Annotated in this window: 17 protein-coding genes; 10 read left to right on the plus strand and 7 right to left on the minus strand. The window is 70.6% G+C overall.

Translation table 11 applies throughout. From position 1 onward, the window contains the following. Positions 1–16 precede the first annotated feature (16 nt). Together IF188_RS15755 and IF188_RS15760 are read right to left on the minus strand one after the other, a co-directional pair. On the minus strand, positions 17–973 hold the full coding sequence (locus IF188_RS15755) for a diacylglycerol/lipid kinase family protein (RefSeq protein WP_191172761.1): 957 nt from the start codon (positions 971–973) through the stop codon (positions 17–19). A gap of 64 nt (positions 974–1,037) precedes the next feature. Next, entirely contained in the window at positions 1,038–1,484 is a 447-nt protein-coding gene (locus IF188_RS15760) for an Lrp/AsnC family transcriptional regulator (RefSeq protein ID WP_318152904.1), read from the minus strand. A gap of 71 nt (positions 1,485–1,555) precedes the next feature. On the opposite strand from IF188_RS15760, the gene IF188_RS15765 reads away from it, so the two are divergent. The 3 genes from IF188_RS15765 to IF188_RS15775 are packed head-to-tail and all read left to right on the plus strand — an operon-like array spanning position 1,556 to position 4,762. Next, positions 1,556–2,989, plus strand: a complete 1,434-nt coding sequence (locus IF188_RS15765; protein ID WP_191172763.1) for a DUF6421 family protein — start codon at positions 1,556–1,558, stop codon at positions 2,987–2,989. Continuing rightward, the gene (locus tag IF188_RS15770; protein ID WP_318152905.1) at positions 2,976–3,680 is read left to right on the plus strand and encodes an SDR family NAD(P)-dependent oxidoreductase; all 705 of its coding nucleotides are present in this window, start codon (positions 2,976–2,978) and stop codon (positions 3,678–3,680) included. Before IF188_RS15765 ends, IF188_RS15770 begins: the two co-directional genes overlap by 14 nt. An 11-nt stretch (positions 3,681–3,691) precedes the next feature. After that, positions 3,692–4,762 (plus strand): threonine aldolase family protein, encoded by a 1,071-nt coding sequence (locus IF188_RS15775; protein WP_191172764.1) that lies wholly within the window; start codon positions 3,692–3,694, stop codon positions 4,760–4,762. Positions 4,763–4,953: 191 nt separating this feature from the next. On the opposite strand, the gene IF188_RS15780 is transcribed toward IF188_RS15775, so the two are convergent. The 3 genes from IF188_RS15780 to IF188_RS15790 all read right to left on the minus strand — a co-directional run bounded on the left by IF188_RS15780 (position 4,954) and on the right by IF188_RS15790 (position 9,544). Beyond that, positions 4,954–6,714, minus strand: coding sequence for a coiled-coil domain-containing protein (locus tag IF188_RS15780; protein ID WP_224751983.1), 1,761 nt, complete (start codon positions 6,712–6,714; stop codon positions 4,954–4,956). A 240-nt stretch (positions 6,715–6,954) separates the two neighbouring features. Next, positions 6,955–8,868, minus strand: a complete 1,914-nt coding sequence (locus IF188_RS15785) for a M3 family metallopeptidase (protein WP_191172765.1) — start codon at positions 8,866–8,868, stop codon at positions 6,955–6,957. An 88-nt stretch (positions 8,869–8,956) separates the two neighbouring features. Continuing rightward, complete coding sequence (locus tag IF188_RS15790; RefSeq protein WP_141892502.1) at positions 8,957–9,544, minus strand: NUDIX hydrolase family protein; 588 nt, start codon at positions 9,542–9,544, stop codon at positions 8,957–8,959. A 92-nt stretch (positions 9,545–9,636) separates the two neighbouring features. On the opposite strand from IF188_RS15790, the gene IF188_RS15795 reads away from it, so the two are divergent. From IF188_RS15795 to IF188_RS15805, 3 genes are read left to right on the plus strand one after another with little or no spacing between them, the layout of a single operon-like run. Next, positions 9,637–10,260 (plus strand): hypothetical protein, encoded by a 624-nt coding sequence (locus IF188_RS15795; protein ID WP_191172766.1) that lies wholly within the window; start codon positions 9,637–9,639, stop codon positions 10,258–10,260. 40 nt (positions 10,261–10,300) lie between these two features. Next, the gene (locus IF188_RS15800; RefSeq protein WP_191172767.1) at positions 10,301–10,972 is read left to right on the plus strand and encodes an alpha/beta hydrolase; all 672 of its coding nucleotides are present in this window, start codon (positions 10,301–10,303) and stop codon (positions 10,970–10,972) included. A gap of 49 nt (positions 10,973–11,021) precedes the next feature. Continuing rightward, positions 11,022–11,183 (plus strand): hypothetical protein, encoded by a 162-nt coding sequence (locus IF188_RS15805; RefSeq protein WP_191172768.1) that lies wholly within the window; start codon positions 11,022–11,024, stop codon positions 11,181–11,183. A 330-nt stretch (positions 11,184–11,513) separates the two neighbouring features. Here IF188_RS15805 and IF188_RS20695 read toward each other — a convergent pair whose 3' ends face one another. After that, complete coding sequence (locus tag IF188_RS20695; RefSeq protein WP_396652813.1) at positions 11,514–12,941, minus strand: matrixin family metalloprotease; 1,428 nt, start codon at positions 12,939–12,941, stop codon at positions 11,514–11,516. Between the two features lie 352 nt (positions 12,942–13,293). Here IF188_RS20695 and IF188_RS15815 point away from each other — a divergent pair, with 352 nt between their 5' ends. Both IF188_RS15815 and IF188_RS15820 read left to right on the plus strand, forming a co-directional pair. Beyond that, positions 13,294–14,979, plus strand: coding sequence for an ABC-F family ATP-binding cassette domain-containing protein (locus IF188_RS15815; RefSeq protein ID WP_191172770.1), 1,686 nt, complete (start codon positions 13,294–13,296; stop codon positions 14,977–14,979). Between the two features lie 111 nt (positions 14,980–15,090). Next, on the plus strand, positions 15,091–15,273 hold the full coding sequence (locus IF188_RS15820; protein WP_224751984.1) for a PspC domain-containing protein: 183 nt from the start codon (positions 15,091–15,093) through the stop codon (positions 15,271–15,273). A gap of 10 nt (positions 15,274–15,283) precedes the next feature. On the opposite strand, the gene IF188_RS15825 is transcribed toward IF188_RS15820, so the two are convergent. Further along, positions 15,284–15,763, minus strand: coding sequence for a hypothetical protein (locus tag IF188_RS15825; protein ID WP_191172772.1), 480 nt, complete (start codon positions 15,761–15,763; stop codon positions 15,284–15,286). Positions 15,764–15,875: 112 nt separating this feature from the next. On the opposite strand from IF188_RS15825, the gene IF188_RS15830 reads away from it, so the two are divergent. Next, entirely contained in the window at positions 15,876–20,690 is a 4,815-nt protein-coding gene (locus IF188_RS15830) for an ATP-dependent helicase (RefSeq protein WP_191172773.1), read from the plus strand. Next, positions 20,683–21,471 carry an Fpg/Nei family DNA glycosylase gene (locus tag IF188_RS15835; RefSeq protein ID WP_191172774.1) on the plus strand — a complete coding sequence of 263 codons (789 nt, stop codon included), beginning with the start codon at positions 20,683–20,685 and terminating at the stop codon, positions 21,469–21,471. The genes IF188_RS15830 and IF188_RS15835 overlap by 8 nt, the downstream gene beginning before the upstream one ends. Positions 21,472–21,683: the final 212 nt, after the last annotated feature.

The following is a 21,683-nucleotide window of genomic DNA, read 5'->3' on the forward strand; positions in this document are numbered from 1 at the left end:
CGCGGCATCCCTCCCCCTACGGGCCGGAGGCGAAGACCGTGAGAGCGTCGGGGCGGGCGACGCACCGCAACCGGAACCCGCCCGGGTTGCGCTCTTCGAGCTCGCCGTCGTGGACGAAGACCGAGGGATGCCCCGGCTCGGGCCTGACCGAGATGTCGAACTCGCGCAGCACGAGGCGCTCGACGTCCTCGTCCCGCGGGTAGAGACGCAGCGCGCGCAGGGCCGCCGCGCTGCGCTCACCGAAGGCGAGTGAGGCGAAGGCGCGCACCTTGGAGCCGCGCGCATGGTGGATGCGGATGTCGAGCACCCCGGCCGCGGCCTCCTGTCGCTGCATGGTCGCGACGCGCTCGGGGTCGTTGCGGCCGACGCTCACGAACACCGACCACACGCGCGCCCGTCGCCCGTCGCGGACGATCGTCAGCGGTTCGGCCCGGCGCAGCGCCGCCGCTGTGGCCACGACGCCCCCGATCCACTTTCCGAGGCCGGTGCGCCGCTCCCGCTCCTCGATGAGCTCGGGGTACGCACCGACCGACACGACGTTGAGTACCGTGATCGGGTCGTCGTCGTCGGCCGTGACGTCCGCGACGCCCACCTCGACGGTCGAGTCCTGCTGCAGTGCGTCGATCGCGAGATCGACGCTGTCGAGGCCGAGGGCGCGCACGAAGTGGTTGAACGTCCCGCCCGGCATCGCGAGCAGCCGACGCTCGTGCCGGCGCGCCAGATGCGCCATGCGCGACACCGAGCCGTCGCCGCCGTAGATGCCCAGCACATCGGGTGCGGCATCCCTCCGCATCGCGGCGGCGACGACATCGTCCAGGTCCTCGCCCTCGGCGAGCTCATGCACGACCGCCTCGGGAAGGCGCTCGGCGAAAGTGGGCGCGGGATCGGGGCGGATCACTGCTGTGCCCGAGCGGGCGTTGCGCACGAGGAGAACTCCCCTGCCGGCGGAGTGCGGGTTGTTCGCGGGATCCATGCGGCCGAGGCTACCGATCCGGATGCCGCGAGGCCGGGGGTTGCGCTCGCCGGATCCATGCGCTTCACGACGGCAGAATCGGCCGGTTCTCGTAGAAGGTCTGCAGCACGACGGTCGTGCGCGTGTTGACCGACGCGGCCGACCGGATGTCGCGGATGAGGCTCTCAAGATGCCGCGGAGAGGCGACTCGCACAAGCAGCATGTAGGCGGCGTCGCCCGCGATCGAGTGGCATGCCTCGATCTCGGTCAGGTGCTCCAGCAGTTCGGGGGCGTTGTCAGGCTGCGCCGGATCGAGCGGCGTGATCTCGACGAACGCGGCGAGCGGCTTGCCGACGGCCTCGGCGTCGACGACGGCGCGATACCCCGAGATCACCCCGGTGCTCTCCAGCCGCTTCAGTCGTGCTTGCACGGCCGAGACCGAGAGCCCGGCCTTCTCGGACAGCTGGGCGAGAGTCGCGCGGCCGTCGCGCGAGACCTCTTCGATGATCCTCAAGTCGACAGCGTCTTCCACACATGGAAGAATATCCCTACGACACGGCATCTGCCGGAATATTTCCTGTCATCGACGGATCGGAGGTTCACATGTCCAGCACCGCTCTTCACCCCGCGAAGGCGATCGTCGGCGAACCCGAGGTCGTCGAAGACGCCTCGACCGCCGAGACGAGCGACGCCTGGCTGCGCCTCAAGGCCGCAGCGACCGCGATCCAGGACCTGCAGGTCAAGGACGGGTCGATTCCGGATGCCGCCGCCCACGCAGACGCCCACACCTACGTCGACGAGATCGTGGCAGGCATCCGCGCGCTCGCGCCCGCCTTTCCGCACGACGCGGCGTATCTCACGCAGAGCGTGCGCGACTTCGAGCGCTGGGCGGCCGAAGGCTTCGGCGTCCCCGACTTCCTCGACTCGCTGAACGCCTTCCAGCCGCAGCAGCACCGGGTCGACGGCATCCGTCATCTCGTCGTCTTCCCGATGTACACCCAGAACGGGTCGAGCGACCGTCACGTCGAGGCCGTGCTCATCGAGGTGATCTGGCCGGAGTTCATCGCACAGCTCGAGGCCGGCGACTACGGCAACAAGCTGTTCGTGTCGCTGCGCTTCGTGGACTTCACGCCCGGCTACGACACCAACTCCGCGGTACTGTTCCCCGAGACCGTCGCGATGCGCGAGATCCCGGCGTTCACGTGGGGCGCGATCTTCCAGGACCGCGAGGCCGCACGCTACCGTCGCGTCGTGCGGGCCGCCGCCGAGATCACGAAGCTGGAGCTGCCCGAGGATGCCGCGCGCATGCTCGACGATCAGCAGCTCACCGAGAAGACGTTCGTGATGTGGGACATCATCCACGACCGCACCCACATGCGCGGCGACCTGCCGTTCGACCCGTTCATGATCAAGCAGCGCATGCCGTACTTCCTGTACTCGCTGGAAGAGCTGCGCTGCGACCTCACCGCGTTCCGCGAGTGCGTTGCGATCGAGAAGCGTCTCACGGCGCGCGTCGAGAGCGGCGAGCAGCTGGATGCCGCCGAGGCCGAGATGCTCGAGCACGCGAAGCTCGTGCAGTACGCCGTCATCTTCGACCGCATCTTCCGGTTCGCGATCACCGGCACGCGCGTGCGCAACTACGACGGGCTCGGCGGCCAGCTGCTGTTCGCCTGGCTGCACCAGCGCGACGTGCTGCACTGGACCGACACCGCGCTCGCCTTCGACTGGGACGACGTGCCCGCCGCGGTCGTCGCGCTCGGCGACGCGATCGACGAGCTCTACTGGCGCTCGATCGACCGCCCCAAGACGGCGCACTGGCTCGCGGCGTACGACCTCGTGCGCGCCACGCTGACCCCGAACCCGGCGTCGGCCTGGGCCCGCGGGCTGCCCGACGAGATCCTCGCGGGCGCACCGAAGGGCTACACGGATGCCGTCATGGACGACGAGTTCCCGCTGTCGATGTTCTTCGAGGCCCTCGACAAGAAGATGAAGCCCGTCATCGAGTCCACCGCCGGGATCACGGGTGCCAGCTCCTGATCCCGGCGGCGCAGCGCCGATCACCGGCGCTGCAGAGCGGCTCGTGCTCGTCGCGGGGGCGACGAGTGCGAGCGGCCTCGCGGCGGCGCGCGTCCTGCGTGGGGCAGGCGCGCGCGTCGTCGCGGTCGGCCGTGACGCCGAGCGTCTCACTGCGCTCGGCGTCGCGGTCCCGGGGGTACGCACCGAGGTCTGCGATCTGACCGACGAGATCGCCGTCACGCGTCTCGCCGAACGCGTCCACGCCGCCGAGGGCGGCGTGGACGGCGTGCTGCACCTCGTGGGCGGCTGGCGCGGCGGCGGCGGGCTCGCCGGCCAGAGCGACGCCGACTACCGCTTCCTCGAAGGGTCGTTCACCGCCCTGCGGCACGTGAGCCGCGCATTCGACGCCGATCTGCGGGCCTCCGACGCCGGACGCCTCGCCGTCGTGTCGTCGACCGCGGTCGCCCGTCCCCTCGCCGGCGGCGCCAACTACGCCGCCGTCAAGGCCGCGACCGAGGCGTGGGCGCGCGCCGTCGCCCAGGGCTTCGCGAAGGACGCCCGCGATGCCGGACGACCGCTGTCGGCGGCATCCACCATCTTCCGCGTCAAGACGCTCGACGGCCTCGAGGACGCGCTCGCCCGCGCCTACGCCGGCCTGTGGGACGCGGACGCGGCGGACGTCAACGACCACATCATCGATCTCGAAAACTAGGCTGAACCTCTGTGACCACGATCCACGACCCGAACCTGCGCGGCTTCGCCAGTGACAACTACTCCGGCATCCACCCCGAGGTGCTCGCGGCCATCGCCGCCGCCAACGATGGCCACCAGGTCGCCTACGGCGACGACGTGTACACCGAGCGCCTGCAGTCGGTGATGGCGGGGCACTTCGGCGAAGGGGTCGAGGCGTACCCGGTGTTCAACGGCACCGGCGCGAACGTCGTCGGGCTGCAGTCGATGCTCCCCCGCTGGGGCGCCGTGATCTCGGCCGGCACCGCGCACATCAACGTCGACGAAGGCGGTGCCCCGGAGCGGGTCGCGGGCATCAAACTGCTCACCGTGCCCACGGACGACGGCAAGCTCACCCCCGAGCTCATCGACCGCGAGGCGTGGGGCTGGGGCGACGAGCACCGTGCGCAGCCGCTCGTCGTGTCGATCACGCAGTCGACCGAGCTCGGCACCCTGTACACGCCCGAAGAGATCAAGACCATCGCGGATCACGCGCACGGCCTCGGCATGAACGTGCACATGGACGGCTCGCGCCTCTCGAACGCGGCCGCGTCGCTCGGCGTGCCGTTCCGCGAATTCACCCGCGACGCCGGGGTCGACGTGCTCAGCTTCGGCGGCACCAAGAACGGCGCGATGCTCGGCGAGGCCGTCGTCGTGCTGAACCCCGAGGCGTCGACGGGCCTGAAGTTCCTGCGCAAGCTCGACATGCAGCTCGCATCGAAGATGCGCTTCGTCTCCGCCCAGCTGATCGCGCTGCTCGAGGGCGACCTCTGGCTGCGCAACGCCTCGCACTCGAACGCGATGGCGCAGCGCCTGCGCTCGGGCATCGAGGCGGGCCTCGCCGATGGGTCCATCCAAGGTGTCGCGTTCACGCAGCCCACGCAGGCCAACGGCGTGTTCGCGACGCTGCCCGACGGTGTCGCCGACCGGCTGCGCTCGACGTTCCGCTTCTACGACTGGGATGCCGCCAAGAACGAGGTGCGCTGGATGTGCTCGTTCGACACGTCCGAGAACGACATCGACGCCTTCCTCGCCGCCATCGCCCGCGAGACCACGGCAGGCTGAGCGCGGCCTCCGGGCCTCGCTGCGGACGCCGCTGCCGCGATCGTGGCTTCGCCGCCCGAGATGACGTGGATGCCGCACCCGGCCGGGTCCGTCACTCGCAGTTCGACCGATCGACGCGAACGCGCCTGACCTCGGGGCGAGGGCAGGCGCGTTCGCGTCTACAGGCACGGAAGACTCCGCGTGTGGGCCGATCAGTGCTTCTCGGCGGCCTCGGGCTTCTCAGCAGCGGCCTCGCCGTCCTCGGCGTGGCCGTCCTCGGCGTGGCCGTCCTCGGCCTCGCCGTCCTCGGCGTGGGCGTCCTCGGTGTCACTGCCCTCGATGCCGGCCCGGCCGGCATCGCCAGCTTCGTCCTGGTCCTCCTCGGCCTCTTCCACCTCGGCTTCGGACTCTTCCGCCCCGGCGTCCTGTCCCTGGGCTTCCTCCGGCTCGGCCTCGTCGACCTCGACCGTCTCGACAGCGGCGTCGGCGGCATCCACCGGCGATCCATCGACGGGATCCTGGGCGCCGGGCTCGGCGGCGTCCTCCGCCGGTGCGGCCGAGGCCAGCACGCCCTCGGGGCGGATGAGCTCCTTGACCTCGGCCATGAAGCTCATGAGCTGGTGCTGCTGCCAGCGCAGCTGGCGGGTGCGGTCCTCGGCATCGCGCAGCACGGAGTCGGAGTGCGTGGTCACGAGCGACATGATGCGCTCGGCCTTGAGGTGCGCCTGCTCGAGGTGCTCGCGGGCACGCAGCTGCGCGTCCGCCTCGATCTGCTGAGACTGCGCGCGCATGAGGCGCTCGAAGTCCTCGGCCTTCGCCGACACGCGCTGTGCGTGCTCGAGCGAGGCCGCGACCTGCTCGTTGGCGTCCTGCGTGATGCGCTCGGCGTGCGCGACGGCCTGGTTGTGCAGCACGAGGAACTCCTGGTGCGCGTCGTCCTGGCGGCGGGTGAGGGATGCCTCGAACTCGAGCGCGCGCAGCCGCAGCTCGCGGACCGCCTCTTCGGCCTCGGAACGGTCGCGGGCCGTCTCACGAGCGACCGTCGAACGCAGCACCGCCGCGCCCTTCTCGGCCTCGGAGCGGATGGCGGCCGCCTCGCGCTCGGCCTGCGAGACCTTCTCGGCGGCGTGCGCGGCCTCGCGCTCGATCCGCGCCTCGTGGGCCGTCAGCTCGGTGTCGATCTTGAGGCGCACCTGCTGGGCCTCGTGCTGCGCCTGCGAGACGATGCCCTCGGCCTCGGCGACCGCGCCGGCCCGGCGGGAGGCGTTCTCTTCGCGGGCGGCCTCGAGCAGTCGGTCGCCCTGGATCGATGCGTTGCGGATGAGCAGGCTCGCCTGGTCTTCGGCGACACGCAGCACCTCTTCGAACTTCTGACGGTTGGGCGATTCGGTGGTCGCGCCGACGAGCTCGTCGGTGAGCGCCTGGATGCGCTGCTCGGCGTCGTTGAGCTTGGTGGTGACGACCTCGAGCTCTGCGGCGAGGCGCACGGCCTCGCTGCCCTCGTCGGCACTCGCTGCGGCGGCGCGGTCGGCGGCCCGCTGCAGTTCTTCGCGGTGGCGCGACTCGGACTCGTCGAGCGCGGCCTGCAGCCGGTCGATCTCATCCTGTCGGGCCGCGATCGTCGCGTCGATCTCGGCCTGACGAGCGGCGATCGCCGCGTCGATCTCGGCCTGGCGGCGCTCGGTCGCCGCCTGCAGCTCGGCTTCGAGACGCTCCGCCTTCGCACGGCTCTGCGCCACGGCCGCGCCGGCGCGACGCTGGTGCTGCTTGAGCTGGGCGACCTCGTCGGATGCGGCGCGCACGCGCGCGTCGAGGCCGGCGATCGCGGCATCCACCTCTTCTTTGTCGTAGCCGCGGAACGTCGTCGTGAAGCCGGCTCCGAAAGAGGTGGACGCCTGCTCTGCGATCAGGCTGTCGAAGGGAGTGTGGTCATCCGAGCTGGAGCTCGAGGTGCCTACGGCGTTGTCGGACATCGTGTGTCTCCGCTTCTTTTCGCGATCGCTGTAAAGGTGTTTCGCGGCGTCGGCGAGCGTTCGGCGGAGGCGGTGCAGACTCCACCCTGCTCGCACGTCGGCGACCTCGTCGCCGACGTGCGAGCAGGCGAAGACCGCTTCGCCCTCGACGACACCGGGGGGATGTGTCGGCAGGGTGACTGCGCATCGGGTAGCTGAACACTACCCCGCCCGGCTGTGTCTGCGAAACGGGCGGACGGGTCAGTCGCCGGCAAGCCATTCCCGGTAGGCGTCGAAGGTCGAAGGACGCCCCAGGAAGGCCTCGACGAGGTCGTTCGCGTCGCGGGTTCCGCCGCGCTCGAGCACCTCGGTGCGGTATCTCAGCGCAGCCTCGGGATCCATGAGTCCGGCACCGAATCCGCTGAGCAGATCGCGCGCGATGACGAGGCTCCACTGGTACGTGTAGTAGCACGCGCCGTAGCCCGTGAGATGCCCGAACCCGGCGTACGGGTGCAGGCCGCGCAGCGGCTGGACGGGGCTCGTCTCCGAGTAAAGGCGCTCGGTCTCACCCTGCAGGTCGGCGGGGCGGTCGACATGCAGACGATACGAGACGTTCGCGTGCCCGAGCTGCCGCCGCACCTCCAGCCCCCGTCCGAACGCGTCGGCGGTGCGCATGCGCTCGACGAGGTCGGCCGGGATCGGCTCGCCGTCGGCGTCGACCGCGAACGAGGCCAGGACGCCGGCATCCCACGCCCACTCCTCGAGCAGCTGACTCGGCGCCTCGACGAAGTCCCATTCGGTCGCCACGCCGCTGAATCGTGCGAACCGGTGCCGGCCACCGAGGATGTCGTGCACGAGATGGCCGAACTCGTGGAAGAACGTGACCACCTGGTCGTGCTCGAGCAGTCCCCGCGAGAAGTTGCACAGCAGCGCCGCCTCGGGAAGCACGCGCCCCGTGACGCCGGGAGCGATCGGGAAGCACGCCGCATGGCTGAACTTGCCCTCCCGCGGGTGCAGGTCGAGGTGGATGCGACCGAGGCGGTCGCCGCCGCGCACCACGTCATAGGTGCGGACGTCTTCGTGCCATGCGGGCGCGTCGACGGGGACGTACTCGACGTCGAACAGGCGGCCCGTCACGTCGAGCACCCCCGCTGCCACGCGGTCGAACGACAGATACGAGCGCACCCGCTGGGCGTCCACGTCGTACCGCTCGCGCTTGAGGACGCTGAGGAGGTGCCAGAAGTCGGCGATCGTGACCTCGGTCGCGTCGGGGGCGTCCTCGCGCAGGCGCGCGAGCACCTCGCGGTACTCGCGCTCTGCGGCAGGGCGGGATGCCTCGTCCAGCCGCTCGAGGAACTGCGGAATCGCCGCGCCTGAGCCGATCATGCGGGTCTCGGTCTCGTAGTCGGCCCAGTCCGAGTATCCCAGCAGACGTGCCCGTTCGGCACGGACCTCGAGCAGCTCGGCCAGCACGGCGTCGTTCTCGGGCCACGCGAGGTCGTTGTACGCACCGACGAGCGCGAGCCTCGTGGCACGGTCGGTCGCATATTCGCGGATCGGCATGAGGTCGGGGTAGTCGGTCGACAGGGTCACCATGCCCTCGTCGTCGACCGGGTGGGCGTCCACGAAGTCCTGCGGCATGCCGGCGAGTCCGGCGACGGGGACGCGGATCTGGCGGCGTCCGTCACGGATGTTGCGCGAGAACGTCAGCGCGAGCTCGGTGTCGCGGTCGGCGAGCCGGCGCGCACGCTCACGGTCGGCATCGGCCAGTTCCACACCGCCGCGCCGGAAGTCGCGCAGCACATGCTCGAGCAGCCGGGCCTCGTCCGGATCGAGGCCCTCGGCGTCGGCGCCGGCGAAGCCCTGCCACAGACCGCGGTCCAGCAGCCTCGCCGCCGACAACGACTCGACAGCCTGAACCTGCTGCTCGGCGGCCTCGCGCACAGCGGCGTCGGGATGAGCCTCACTCACGAGATACGCCTCGTTCATCGCCTGGCGCAGCGCGATGTCGGCGTCGTTCCAGAGGTCGAGACGCTCGGCGGCGGTGAGCGCGGGCTCGGTGCGCAGGCGCTCGTCCAGCTCCTGGACGAGGGCGACGCGCGCGGCGGGGCGCTCGACGGCGAAGGCCGCCCACCCGGCGGCGTCGGCGGGGAAGGGGAGGGGTTCGGGGGTCACCCTGCGAGCCTATGGGGCGGCTCCGACACGTAGCGAGGATTCGGAGGATGGATGCCGCGAGCGCTGCCGCGCCACACGTCCGGACCGGTCAGCGCAGCGCGCCGACGCTCGCGAGCGCCAGCCGGATGAGCGTGCCGCGACCGCCCTCCATCTCCGCGGCGAGCGCGTCGGACGACGCCTCTTCGGGAGTGAGCCACGTCACTTCGAGCGCGTCCTGGCGCGGCTCGCAGGTGCCGGTCACCGGCACGACGAACGCGAGCGAGACCGCGTGCTGCCGGTCGTCGTGGTAGGCGCTCACCCCGGGCAGCGGGAAGTACTCGGCGACGGTGAAGGGCGTGGGCTGCGGCGGCAGCAGCGGGAAGGCCATCGGCCCGAGGTCGTTCTCGAGATGCCGGAACAGCGCGTCGCGCACCGTCTCGCCATAGCGGACGCGACCCGAGACGATCGTGCGGCTGATCTCGCCGAGCGGCGAGGCGCGCAGCAGCAGCCCGACCGACGTCACCTGCCCCATACCGTCGGTGCGCACCGGCACGCCCTCGACGTACAGCATCGGCAGCCGCCGGCGCGCCTCTTCGAGCTCGATGTCGCTCAGCCAGGCGGGGTTCGAGATGTTGCCCGCAGGCGGGCCGAACGGCTCGTCGCCCGCAGGTTCGGGGTCGGGAGTGCGCACGGACATGCCTCCTGTATACCCTCTCCCCCTCGTTCCCGCCGCGCCATCGACCCGCGTCCGGGCCGCTCGCTAGTCTGTGGTCAGCACGGAGGGACGACATGGCCGACGACTCACCCCACGACCGATGGAGCCGCGCACAAGAGATCGTCGCCGTCTTCGTGCTGTCGATCACGGCCGTGCTCACCGCGTGGGCGGGCTTCGAGGCATCCAAATGGGGCGGCGAGATGTCGATCGCGTTCAGCCAGGCGTCGTCGGCGCGCATCCAGGCCGCCAGCGCCGAGGGCCAGGCGCGCGCCTCCCAGCAGTTCGACCTCACCGTCTATGCGCAGTGGGTGCTCGCCGACGCCGACGGCGACACCGAGCTCGCGCAGTACATCGAAGACAGGTTCAGCCCCGCGCTGTCGACGGCCTTCGAAGGCTGGCAGGCCGACGGGATGTCTGAGAACGGCCCGTTCGCCCGAGACGATTACGTGCCGCCGGGGCAGGAAGAGGCCGAGAAGCTCAACGCCCGCGCCGACGAGAAGTTCGCACAGGCGCTCGAGAACAATCAGCGCGGCGACAACTACTCGCTGCTGACGGTGATGTTCGCCCTGGTGCTGTTCCTCACGGCGATGTCGCAGCGCGACGGCAAGACGTGGGTCGGCCGGACCCTGCTCGGGCTCGCGATCGTCGTCGGCGTGGTCGCGGTCGGGATCCTGCTCACCTTCCCGGTCAAGATCTGACTCCCGTCGCGGTGTCGGTCGCGGATGGGAGGATGTGGGCATGACGGAAGCGCTCGTGCTCGATGCCGACGCCGTCCTCTGGTCGGCCGATCGTGGTGCCCTCGCGGGGCGGCATCTGCTGCTCCTGCTGCACGGCTACGGCGCCGACGAGCACGACCTGTACCCGCTGCGCACCTATCTGCCGGAGCGGTTCGCCGTCGCGAGCCTCGCCGCTCCCCTGGTGCCGCCGTGGCCCGCGCCGGGGCGGTCCTGGTACCCCATCGAAGGACTCGACGGACGCGACCCGTCCCATGTGACGCGGGCGGCCGAGGCCGTCATCGCCTGGGCCGACGCGCACGCGGCGGGTGCGGCATCCATCGGTCTTCTCGGGTTCTCGCAAGGCGGGGCCGTGTCGCTGCAGGCGCTGCGGCTGCAGCCGCAGCGGTTCGCGTTCGCGGTGAACCTCTCGGGCTATGTCACGCCAGGCGAGCTGCCGATGGATGCCGCGCTCGCCGAGCTCCGTCCGCCCGTGTTCTGGGGGCGCGGGACGAACGACGACGTCATCCCCGGCTTCCTCGTCGAGCACACCACCCAGTGGCTCCCCGAGCGCGTGGACCTCAGCGGGCGCGTCTACCAGGGCCTCACCCACAGCGTCTCGGAGGCCGAGCTCGCCGACGTGCGCACGTTCCTCGACAAGAGGCTCGACGACCTCGACGCCTCAGCCGACGGTTGAGCCGTGGCGGATGGTTGAGCCGCCGCCGAGCGGTTCGTCGAACTAAGCCATGACGTCGCTGGCCCGCTACTACGAACCGCACCTCACCCAACGGAGCAATGCGACCGAGCTCATCGTCGGCGACGACCGCTACTGCCCATCGACCACCGTGAACGGGATGTCGTCGGCATACTCGGACGCCACAACTCGAATGATCGCGTCCCCGGGTTGAGCATCACTCGGAATTTGCACGTCAGTTCGAAAGCTACCCTCAACGGGTGCAGCCTCCCCTAACTCCGCGATCTCGCCATCCTGCTCCCAGAGCAGCGACACCTGGCTCCAGGGCTCAGGAGTACTGTCGTTCGGCGTATCGGCGCAGGGGAGCCAGCCAGAGCCTACAATTGCCACCGCAGCAGCCGGGGGCCCAGCGGACGGCGACACCTCGGTACGCGGTTCTTCACACACCTGATCAACATTTGTGCCTGGCGTCAGGGCAGGCTCTGGACTGGCCGAGCAACCTCCGATGCTCAGCGCCAACGAGAGCAATAGGGCACAACTGACCCTACGCACCGTGCTGGACATATATCCCTGTGAGGTCGCCCGCCCCCAGTGTGCGCTGCGAGAAACTGCAGTTCGCGATCTGGGGACTCATCGTCAGGTCATTCGCCCCGTTCTCGGCTGCGTGGTCGAGCCCCAGCACGTGACCGAGCTCGTGAGTCATGACTGAACGGACGTCATATTTCTCCCCGGTACAACCGGTGGATGTGGTCACCCACGTCCGTTCCGAAGTATCGATGCGAATGTCGGCTTGAACAGGTACTCCTGCCGCATACCAAGTGCAGGTCAGTCCGAGAGTAGTCCCCACAAGCGGTCCGAAGTCAACCACATTCAGACCGTCAGCGGTCGTGCACGCGTTCACTCCAGATGCGCTCGAAATGTTGGCATCGTACGTCCAATTGCCGTAGCTCACGCTGCCAGGAACATTGAGCGCTCGCGTCAGACCACACGAGTTCGTTCCGTTCTTCCACGTGTTCAGCGAGGCAACCGTCAATGATTCGAACGACGACTTAGATACACCGCTTGGAAGCCGCTCATTGCTGTTCAAATAGAGCGTGCCCGGGCGCCAATGTCCAGACAGGAGCTTGTATGACCAGTCGGAGCATCTCGAGTACGCCAAGGCACCCAGTGTGGCTTCCTCCCGAGTCAGTTCGCGAAGACCACCATCCGGAAGTAGCTTCGCGTATCGCAGCGGTGCTGGTGTCGTTGACACCAGCACCTGTGCGCCTTTGTCGACGGCAACTTGCAGCCATGGAGCTTCTCCCTCCGTCACGACGCCGACGGCGACGACGGACTGTCCAGGCTCGGGGATCGGAGCGCCGACACCGTTCGAAACAACCGTCTTCCCGACGAGCCCGCATGCTTCCGCGTTGAGACCTTGGACGTCGGCTGGGTGAACAACCGAACTGCCCGGCAGCGCACTCGCGCACGCTGTGATCGACGGGCCCTGTCCGCCCGCCAAACTCAGCGCCGGCGCGCCCCCAACGCTGACTGAAACAGCAATCGCGACAGCCGCCAATCCCCTCATACCGTTCCCCTTCGTTAGGAGTTGCAACGATCGTGCCTTAGCTCCGGAGCTAGCCGCGAACGCCTGCACGCTAGCAGTCGCATGCTCGTCACACAATGGTCGCCAGTACAGAAATGGCAGATGAAATGATGAAACGACACCGAACGGGCAGAAGGCTAACCCGCCGTTTTGCCCGATGTGCCTCCCTTGGCGTCGAGTGCTCTGTTCCTCCGAGTTGTCTTGATCGAGCCCCAACCCTTGGTCACCTCCTGGTCCGCGACATAGCGGACGACCATGCTCGATGGGAGTTCGATGGGCCGATCCTGGCCGATGGCGCCCCGCCCCCGTTACAAAAAAACGCGGGACCCCTTTGGGCGAACCGCTCAGAGTTGCCCATCCTCGCTCCGATCCGCCGATCGAGGTCATCGAGCTCGTCCATGAGATCGCTGGCCGCGGACATCCGATCACGACTGCGGCCCGTCAGCTCGTGGATGATGCCCGCGTCCTCAAGGCGCGGGATCGCACTGCACACCGGGGGCTCACTGGCGGCATCCAGTACCGTCCGCTATGGTGGCTGAGGCCTTGTCCCCTCGGTGAGGAAAACCATTGAAGAACTTCGACGTGACCGCGCGCTGATCGCGCTGATCCGTCGTTCCTCGACGCACCAGCGCTTGAACATTTCGCGCTGGCCCGTCGATCGGCCGCTTCTTCTTCGCTCCGGCATGCCCGGACGCACCGCGGCCCCCGGTGTCAGCGCTCGACTGACACAGGAGGCCTCATGCCTGCACACACTCTCACTCCTGCGATCGTCCTCGATCGCGTCGCCTTCACCTGGGCGGACGGCACCGTCGCCCTCTCGGACGTCTCGGGTTCGTTCGGCACCGGCCGCACGGGCCTGGTCGGACGCAACGGCTCCGGCAAGTCCACGCTGCTGCGGCTGATCGCCGGCGACCTCGCCCCATCGGCGGGGCATATCACCCGAACAGCGGATGCCGCCTACCTGCCCCAGCGGCTGACCCTCCAGGTGGACCGCCCCGTGGCCGATCTGCTGGGGGTCGGCGACACCCTTCGCGCACTGCGCGCGATCGAGTCCGGCGATGTCGACCCGCGTCACTTCGACACTGTCGGCGCGGACTGGGACGTCGAGGCGCGCGCCCACGCGGCGCTCGCCGAGGCGGGGCTCGCTCCCGCCATGCTCGACCGCAGCGTCGGGCAGCTGTCGGGCGGTGAGGCGGTGCTCACCGCGATCGCCGGCATCCGGCTGCGCGGCGCGCCAATCGCGCTGCTCGACGAGCCGACGAACAACCTCGACCGCGAGGCCCGTGCGCGCCTGCACGACATGGTCCGTTCGTGGCGCGGAGCGCTCGTCGTGGTCAGCCACGACACCGCGCTGCTGGAGCTCATGGACGACACCGCCGAGCTGTACGCGAACGAGCTGTCGGTCTTCGGCGGTCCGTACTCGGAATGGCGCGCCTGGCTGGATGCCGAGCAGAGCGCCGCCCGCGACGCCGAGCGCGCCGCGAAGCAGTCGCTCAAGCGCGAGAAGCGCCAGCGCATCGAGGCCGAGACGACGATCTCGCGCCGGAAGGCCATGGGCGATAAGGCCTACGCCGAGAAGCGGGAGCCGAAGATCGTCATGAACGGCCGCCGCATGGCCGCCGAGGTCTCGGCCGGCAAGCTGCGCGGCGAGAAGGCGGAGCGCGAGGCCTCCGCCCGCGAGGCGCTGGATGCCGCGGGGCGCCGTGTCCGCGACGACGCCATGATGAAGATCGACCTGCCCGATCCCGGTGTGCCCGCCGGGCGACGCATCGCCACCATCGGCGACGGGTCGCGGTCCTGGATCATCCAAGGACCCGAGCGGGTGGCCCTCATCGGCCCGAACGGCGCCGGCAAGACGACCCTGCTGGAGGGGTTGCTCACTACCGGCAGCTCCCCACGGCGCAGCTCAGTCTCGTGGGGCGCGCCCGGCCGGGACGACCCCGGGATTCCGCCGATCGCCGCCGCGCCTCACCCAGCCATGCTGAATGGCGCCGGGCAGCAGCTGCACACCGACCGCGCCGGCTACCTGCCGCAGCGCGTGGACGAGCTGGACGAAGCTGCCTCGGTGCTGGAGAACGTCGCAGCTGCGGCGCCGCAGGTGGGCACCGTCGAGCTGCGCAACCGGCTCGCCCGGTTCCTCATCCGAGGGGCCGCGGTGGAGCGGCCGGTCGCGACGCTGTCGGGTGGCGAACGGTTCCGGGTCGCTCTGGCGCGGCTCATGCTGGCCGATCCGGCGCCCCAGCTGCTCGTGTTCGACGAGCCGACGAACAACCTCGACCTCGACACGGTCGACCAGCTCGTCGACGCCATCGCCGCCTATCGCGGCGCGGTGCTCGTCGTGAGCCACGATGACGCGTTCCTCGAGCGCATCGGCGTGACGCTGACGCTCGAGCTCGACCGCGAGGGTCAGCTGACCGAGCGGTGACCCGGGTCGCGGCATCCATCGCGTGAAGAATGGATGCCGCGGCCTGCGCCCGGCGGAATCCGGGGGTTCTCCCCCATGCGCCGCGGACGCACGACGAGCAGGATGGAGAACATGAACGCACTCATGAGACCCCGCCAGGGCCGCCTGATCGCCGGTGTCTGCGCCGCCGTCGCGAACCGGTTCGGCTGGAACGTGACGCTGGTGCGCGTCCTCACCGTGATCGCCGTGGTCTTCTTCGGCCTGTCGCTGTGGGCCTACATCCTGCTGTGGATCCTGATCCCCAACGAGCTCTGAGCCCTTCGGGTCACGGCTTCTTCTTGTTGTGACCCGGCGCGTTGCCGCTGTTGCCGGGCGCCGTGGCGGTCGGTGTCGGGCCCGGCTCCGCCGTGGGGGCAGGCTCGGGATCGGGCGCGGCAGGGGGCGGCTGTTCGTCGCCGACGACGGGGGCGGCGGTGTCGTCGGCGTCGACCGCACCGCTGTCGGGCTCGTCGACGGGCACGGTCGTGGGATCCGCTCTCGGGGACAGCGATGGGGACGGGCTGCTGGGGCGCGGGGTCGGGAGGTGCTCCTCCGAGATCGGGGCGGGGTCGTTCCCGAGTGTCCCCGTGCCCTGCTGCGCCGTCACGGCGATCGTCGCGACGACGATCACCAGCGCCAGCCCCGCGGCGCCGCACAGCGCGCCGAGCCGGAGCCTCAGCACTCGCCGCGAGCGCGCGGCCGCGGCTGCTGCGGCACGGCGGGTGGGCGCGGGCGGCTCCGACCCGCTCGACGGCGTCGAATCCATCACGCTCCTCGGCGGCGAACACGTGCGGGGGAGAGCACGCAGGCGCGAGTTTACGCGACGGGCGTTCGTGACGCCCTGGCCCGATGTCGGCGGCGGCGACCAAGATGGAAGGGTGGGCGACGTCCTCGAGCGATTCGGTCCTGCCACGCAGGACTGGTTCCGTGGCGCCTTCCACGCGCCCACCGACGCCCAGAAGGGGGCCTGGCAGGCGATCTCCGCCGGCAAGCACGCTCTCGTCGTCGCGCCCACGGGCTCGGGCAAGACGCTGTCGGCGTTCCTGTGGGCGATCGACCGCGTGTTCCACGACAAGGCGGCGACGACGGCATCCACCGCTCCCTCAGGCAAGAAGCGAGCAGGCGCGCCGCCGGCCACCCGCATCCTCTACATCTCACCGCTCAAGGCGCTGGGCGTCGACGTCGAGCGCAACCTGCGGTCGCCGCTGGTCGGCATCGGGCAGTCGGCCCGGCGCCTCGGCCTGACCGTGCCGGATGTGACCGTCGGCGTGCGCTCGGGCGACACGCCCGCGGGCGACCGGCGCAAGCTCGTGCAGGCGCCGCCCGACATCCTCATCACGACGCCCGAGTCGCTCTACCTCATGCTCACGAGCCGCGCCGGCGAGACGCTGCGCGACGTGCACACGGTCATCGTCGACGAGGTGCACGCCGTCGCGGCAACCAAGCGCGGTGCGCACCTGGCCGTGAGTCTCGAGCGGCTGGATGCGCTGCGGCGCGCCTTCACGCCCGACGCGCCGCCCGCGCAGCGCATCGGGCTGTCGGCAACGGTCCGCCCCATCGACGAAGTCGCGCGGTTCCTGGGCGGCGCCGAGCCGGTCGAGATCGTGGCTCCGCGTGCGAGCAAGGCGTTCGACATGAAGGTCGTCGTGCCGATCGGCGACATGCTCAATCCGCCGCCCCCGCCGAGCCCGTTCACCTCGGACGGCGGGAATGCCGATTCCGCCGCCTCAGCTGGCGAGTCGATCGACGAGGACTGGTTCGCCGACGGATCGTCCGGTGCCGGCCGACGCGCTTCGGGTTCGGGCGAGACCGAGATGACCGGCTCGGTGTGGCCGCACGTCGAAGAGGCGATCGTCGACCGCATCCTGCAGCACCGGTCGACCATCGTCTTCTGCAACTCGCGGCGTCTCGCCGAGCGGCTGACGGGACGGCTCAACGAGATCTACTCAGAGCGGCTGGGGCTGGACGTTCCGGACGCGACCGTGCCCGCCGCCATGATGGCGCAGGCGGGCGCCACAGCCGGCGCCGACCCCGTGCTCGCGAAGGCGCACCACGGCTCGGTGTCGAAGGAGCAGCGCGCGCAGGTGGAAGAAGAGCTGAAGTCCGGCGTGCTGCGCTGCGTCGTGGCGACGTCGAGCCTCGAGCTCGGGATCGACATGGGCGCGGTCGATCTGGTGATCCAGGTCGAAGCGCCCCCGAGTGCGGCATCGGGCCTGCAGCGCATCGGACGCGCGGGTCACCAGGTGGGCGAGGTCAGCCGCGCCGCACTGTTCCCGAAGCACCGCAGCGACGTGCTGCACACCGCGATCGTGACGGAGCGGATGCTGGCGGGGCAGATCGAGGCCATCGCGATCCCGCAGAACCCGCTGGACATCCTTGCGCAGCACACCGTCGCCGCCGCCGCAGTCGGGCCGGTCGACGTCGAGGGCTGGTACGAGACGCTCAAGCGCAGCGCGCCGTTCCGCTCGCTCCCCCGCTCTGCCTACGAGGCGACGCTCGACCTCATCGCGGGCAAGTTCCCGTCCGACGAGTTCGCCGAGCTGCGCCCGCGCGTCGTGTGGGACCGCGATCTGGGCGTGCTGACCGGCCGGCCCGGAGCGCAGCACATCGCCGTGACCAGCGGCGGCACGATCCCCGACCGGGGTCTGTTCGGCGTGTTCGTGGCGGGCGAGTCGCAGAACGCGCGCGTCGGCGAGCTCGACGAAGAGATGGTCTACGAGTCGCGCGTCAACGACGTGTTCACGCTCGGCACGACGAGCTGGCGCATCGTCGAGATCACCCACGACCGCGTGAACGTGGTGCCCGCGTTCGGCCAGCCGGGCAAGGTGCCGTTCTGGCACGGCGACGGCATCGGGCGGCCCGCCGAGCTGGGCGAGGCGCTCGGCAGGTTCTCGCGCGAGGTGTCGACCGCGAAGCCCGACAAGGCCGAGGCACGGCTGCGCGAGGCGGGACTCGACGAGTACGCGCAGGACAACCTGCTCGCATACCTCGCCGAGCAGCGCGAGGCGACGGGCACGCTTCCCACCGACCGTCAGCTGACCGTCGAGCGCGGCCGTGACGAGGTCGGCGACTGGCGCGTGATCCTGCACTCCCCCTACGGCATGCAGGTGCATGCGCCGTGGGCGCTGGCCGTCAACGCACGCATCCGCGAACTGCTGGGCGTCGAGGGCTCGGCGGTCGCGAGCGACGACGGCATCATCGCCCGCATCCCGGACGCCACGGCCGAGCCTCCGGGCGCCGACCTGTTCGTCTTCGACCCCGACGAGCTCGACCAGATCGTGACAGAAGAGGTGGGCGGCTCCGCGCTGTTCGCGTCGAGGTTCCGCGAGTGCGCCGCACGTGCCCTGCTCATGCCCCGTCGCAATCCGGGCAAGCGCACCCCGCTGTGGCAGCAGCGGCAGCGCTCGGCGCAGCTGCTGGAGGTCGCGCGCCGGTATCCGACGTTCCCGATCATCCTCGAGACCCTGCGCGAGGTGCTGCAGGACGTCTACGACGTGCCGTCGCTGCTGCGCCTCATGCGCGGCATCGGCGAGCGCCGCATCCGTCTCGTCGAGACCGAGCCCGCGCAGCCGTCGCCGTTCGCGCGCGACCTGCTCTTCGGCTACGTCGGTGCGTTCATGTACGAGGGCGACTCGCCCCTCGCCGAGCGGCGCGCCGCCGCGCTGTCGGTCGACCCCGCGCTGCTGTCGGAGCTGCTCGGCAAGGTCGAGATGCGCGAACTGCTCGACCCCGACGTGATCGCGCAATTCGAACGCGAAGTGCAGCGACTCGACCCCGAGCGCCGGGCACGCGGGGTCGAGGGTGTCGCCGACCTGCTGCGCCAGCTCGGGCCGCTCGACGCCGCCGAGGTCGCGGCGCGGCTGGAGCCGACCACCGGTGCCGATGAGGCGCCCGCGGCAGAGGCATCCAGCCATCTCGACGCGCTCATCGCGGCGCGCCGAGCGATCCCCGTCACGATCGCCGGTGCCGGCCGTGTCGCCGCGATCGAAGACGCCGGGCGCCTGCGCGATGCGCTCGGGGTGGCGCTGCCGGTCGGCATCCCGACCGCGTTCCTCGAACCGGTCGCCGATCCGCTCGGCGACCTCATCGCGCGCTACGCCCGCACCCACGGGCCGTTCCGCGCGGATGCCGCGGCCGACCGCTTCGGCGTCGGCATCGCCGTCGCCCGGCTCACGCTGCAGCGGCTCGAATCGCAGGGCCGCGTCGCGTCCGGATTCTTCCTGCCCGAGCCTCCGACGGGCTCAGTGGCCGCGGGCGCCACGGCTTCCGACGAGGCGGAGTGGTGCGACAGCGAGGTGCTGCGACGGCTGCGCATGCGCTCGCTCGCGGCCATCCGCGGCAGCGTCGAACCGGTTCCGCAGCACGCATACGGGCGGTTCCTGCCGGTGTGGCAGCACGTGACGCGCCCGCTGGAGGGCATCGACGGTGTGGCCGCGGTCGTCGAGCAGCTCGCCGGCGTGCCCATTCCGGCCAGCGCGTGGGAGTCGCTCATCCTTCCGGCGCGCGTCGCGGACTACACGCCGGCGATGCTCGACGAACTGACGTCGACGGGCGAGGTGGTGTGGTCGGGTCACGGCGGGCTGCCGGGACGCGACGGATGGATCGCCCTGCACCCGGCGGATGCGCTGCCTCTCACCATCGCACTGCCCGACGACGCCGAGGCGCCCGCGCCCGGCTCGCTGGACGCCCAGCTGATCGCCGCGCTCGAGGGCGGCGGCGCGTACTTCGCCGCGCAGCTGCGACAGGCCACGGGCGCCGAGAACGAGCAGTCCGTGACCGAGGCGCTGTGGCGGCTGGCCTGGGCCGGACTCGTCACGAACGACACGTTCGCGCCGGTGCGATCGCTCGTGTCGGGCGGATCGCAGGCGCACCGCGTCAGCCGGCGCACGCCGCGGGCGCGCCTGTATCGCGGCACGCCGGGCAGCATGAGCGTGGCGATGCGGTCGGTGGCGGCATCCCTTCCCGCCCGCTCGCCGTCTGTCGGCGGCCGCTGGTCGCTGCTGCCGGCGCCCGAGGCCGACCCGGCGCTGCGGGCCACGGCGACGGCGAGCCTGCTGCTCGACCGCTACGGCGTGGTCACACGCGGCGCCGTGCAGTCCGAGGGGGTGCCCGGCGGGTTCGCCCAGACGTACCGCGTGCTGGCCGGATTCGAAGAGGCAGGCCACTGCCGACGCGGCTACGTGATCGAGAAGCTCGGAGCCGCGCAGTTCGCCGCATCCGCCACCGTCGACCGGCTGCGCGAGTTCGCCGGGCTCACCGATCCACCGCCGCTCACGGCGGTGACGCTCGCCGCCACCGATCCCGCCAACCCGTACGGAGCGGCGCTCGCGTGGCCGTCGCTCGAGGGCGTCGGGCACCGTCCGGGCCGCAAGGCCGGCGCGCTGGTCGTTCTCGTCGACGGCGCGCTCGCGCTGTATCTGGAGCGCGGCGGAAAGTCGGCGCTCGCCTTCACCGGCGACGAGGCCACGCTCGCGGCGGCGACCCGCGACCTCGCCGCGACCGCGCAGGCGCGCCGTCTCGACACTCTCACCATCGAGCAGGTCAACGGCGCGTTCATCCACGGGACGACCATGGGCCGCCTTCTGCGCGACGCCGGGTTCGTCGAATCGCCCCGGGGTCTGACGCTGCGCCGAGTGACGGCCGGCGCCCCTCGGCAGGCTCCGGGACCGGACGCGCGGGGTGCGCGTGCCTGAGGGCGACACGGTCTACCAGACCGCGCGCCGCCTGGACGCAGCGCTCGGAGGCGGCACCGTGACGCGATTCGAGCTGCGAGTGCCGCAGGCGGCCACAGCCGATCTGCGCGGCGAGACGGTGCACGGCGTCGCAAGCCGCGGCAAGCATCTGCTGCATCGGATCGGCACGTGGACGCTCCACTCGCACCTCAAGATGGAAGGCGAGTGGCACGTGTACCGGCGCGGCGAGCGGTGGCGCGCACCGGGGTTCCGCGCGCGTGCGGTCATCGGTGCGACGGCGCCCGACGGCACCGAGTACGAGACCGTCGGCTTCGACCTCGCCGAGATCAAACTGGTCCCGTCCGCGGCAGAGGAAGAGCTGGTCGGCTACCTCGGCCCCGATCCGCTGTCCGACGACTGGGATCCCGCCGAAGCCGTCCGGCGTCTTGCCGCGGATCCTCGCCCCGTCCACGTCGCACTGCAGGATCAGCGCAGCATCGCCGGCTTCGGCAACGAGTATGCGAACGAGATCCTGTTCGTGCGCGGCATCCTTCCCACGACGCCGGCGACGGACGTGGATGCCGCACCGCTCGTCGATCTCGGCGCGCGCATGATCCGCGCCAACCGAGACCGCGTCGACCGCACGTTCACCGGCGACGCGCGTCGCGGTTTCACGACGTGGGTCTACGGCCGCGAAGGCCGGCCGTGCCGTCGGTGTGGGACGCTCATCCGCCGCGGAGGTCTGGGCGCCGATCCGACGCGCGAGCGCATCGTGTTCTGGTGCCCGAACTGCCAGCGCTGAGCGCGCGAAACGGCTCCCCAGATCACGATGGTGCAACGGACGGTTTGTCGCCCTGCGGCAGCGTCGGCGGCATCCACGCGCTGACTTCTCGCGGAAACATCGCGGTTTCCGGGGGTTCACACCCACCCGGACGATCTGTCCCGCGGCACACATCCGGCGGCTCGGATCGTCCTGTTTCACGCAGCAGTGGATTGCACCTCGGCACCGCCCGA

It is taken from the genome of Microbacterium helvum, assembly GCF_014779795.1.
GTDB lineage: Bacteria > Actinomycetota > Actinomycetes > Actinomycetales > Microbacteriaceae > Microbacterium > Microbacterium helvum.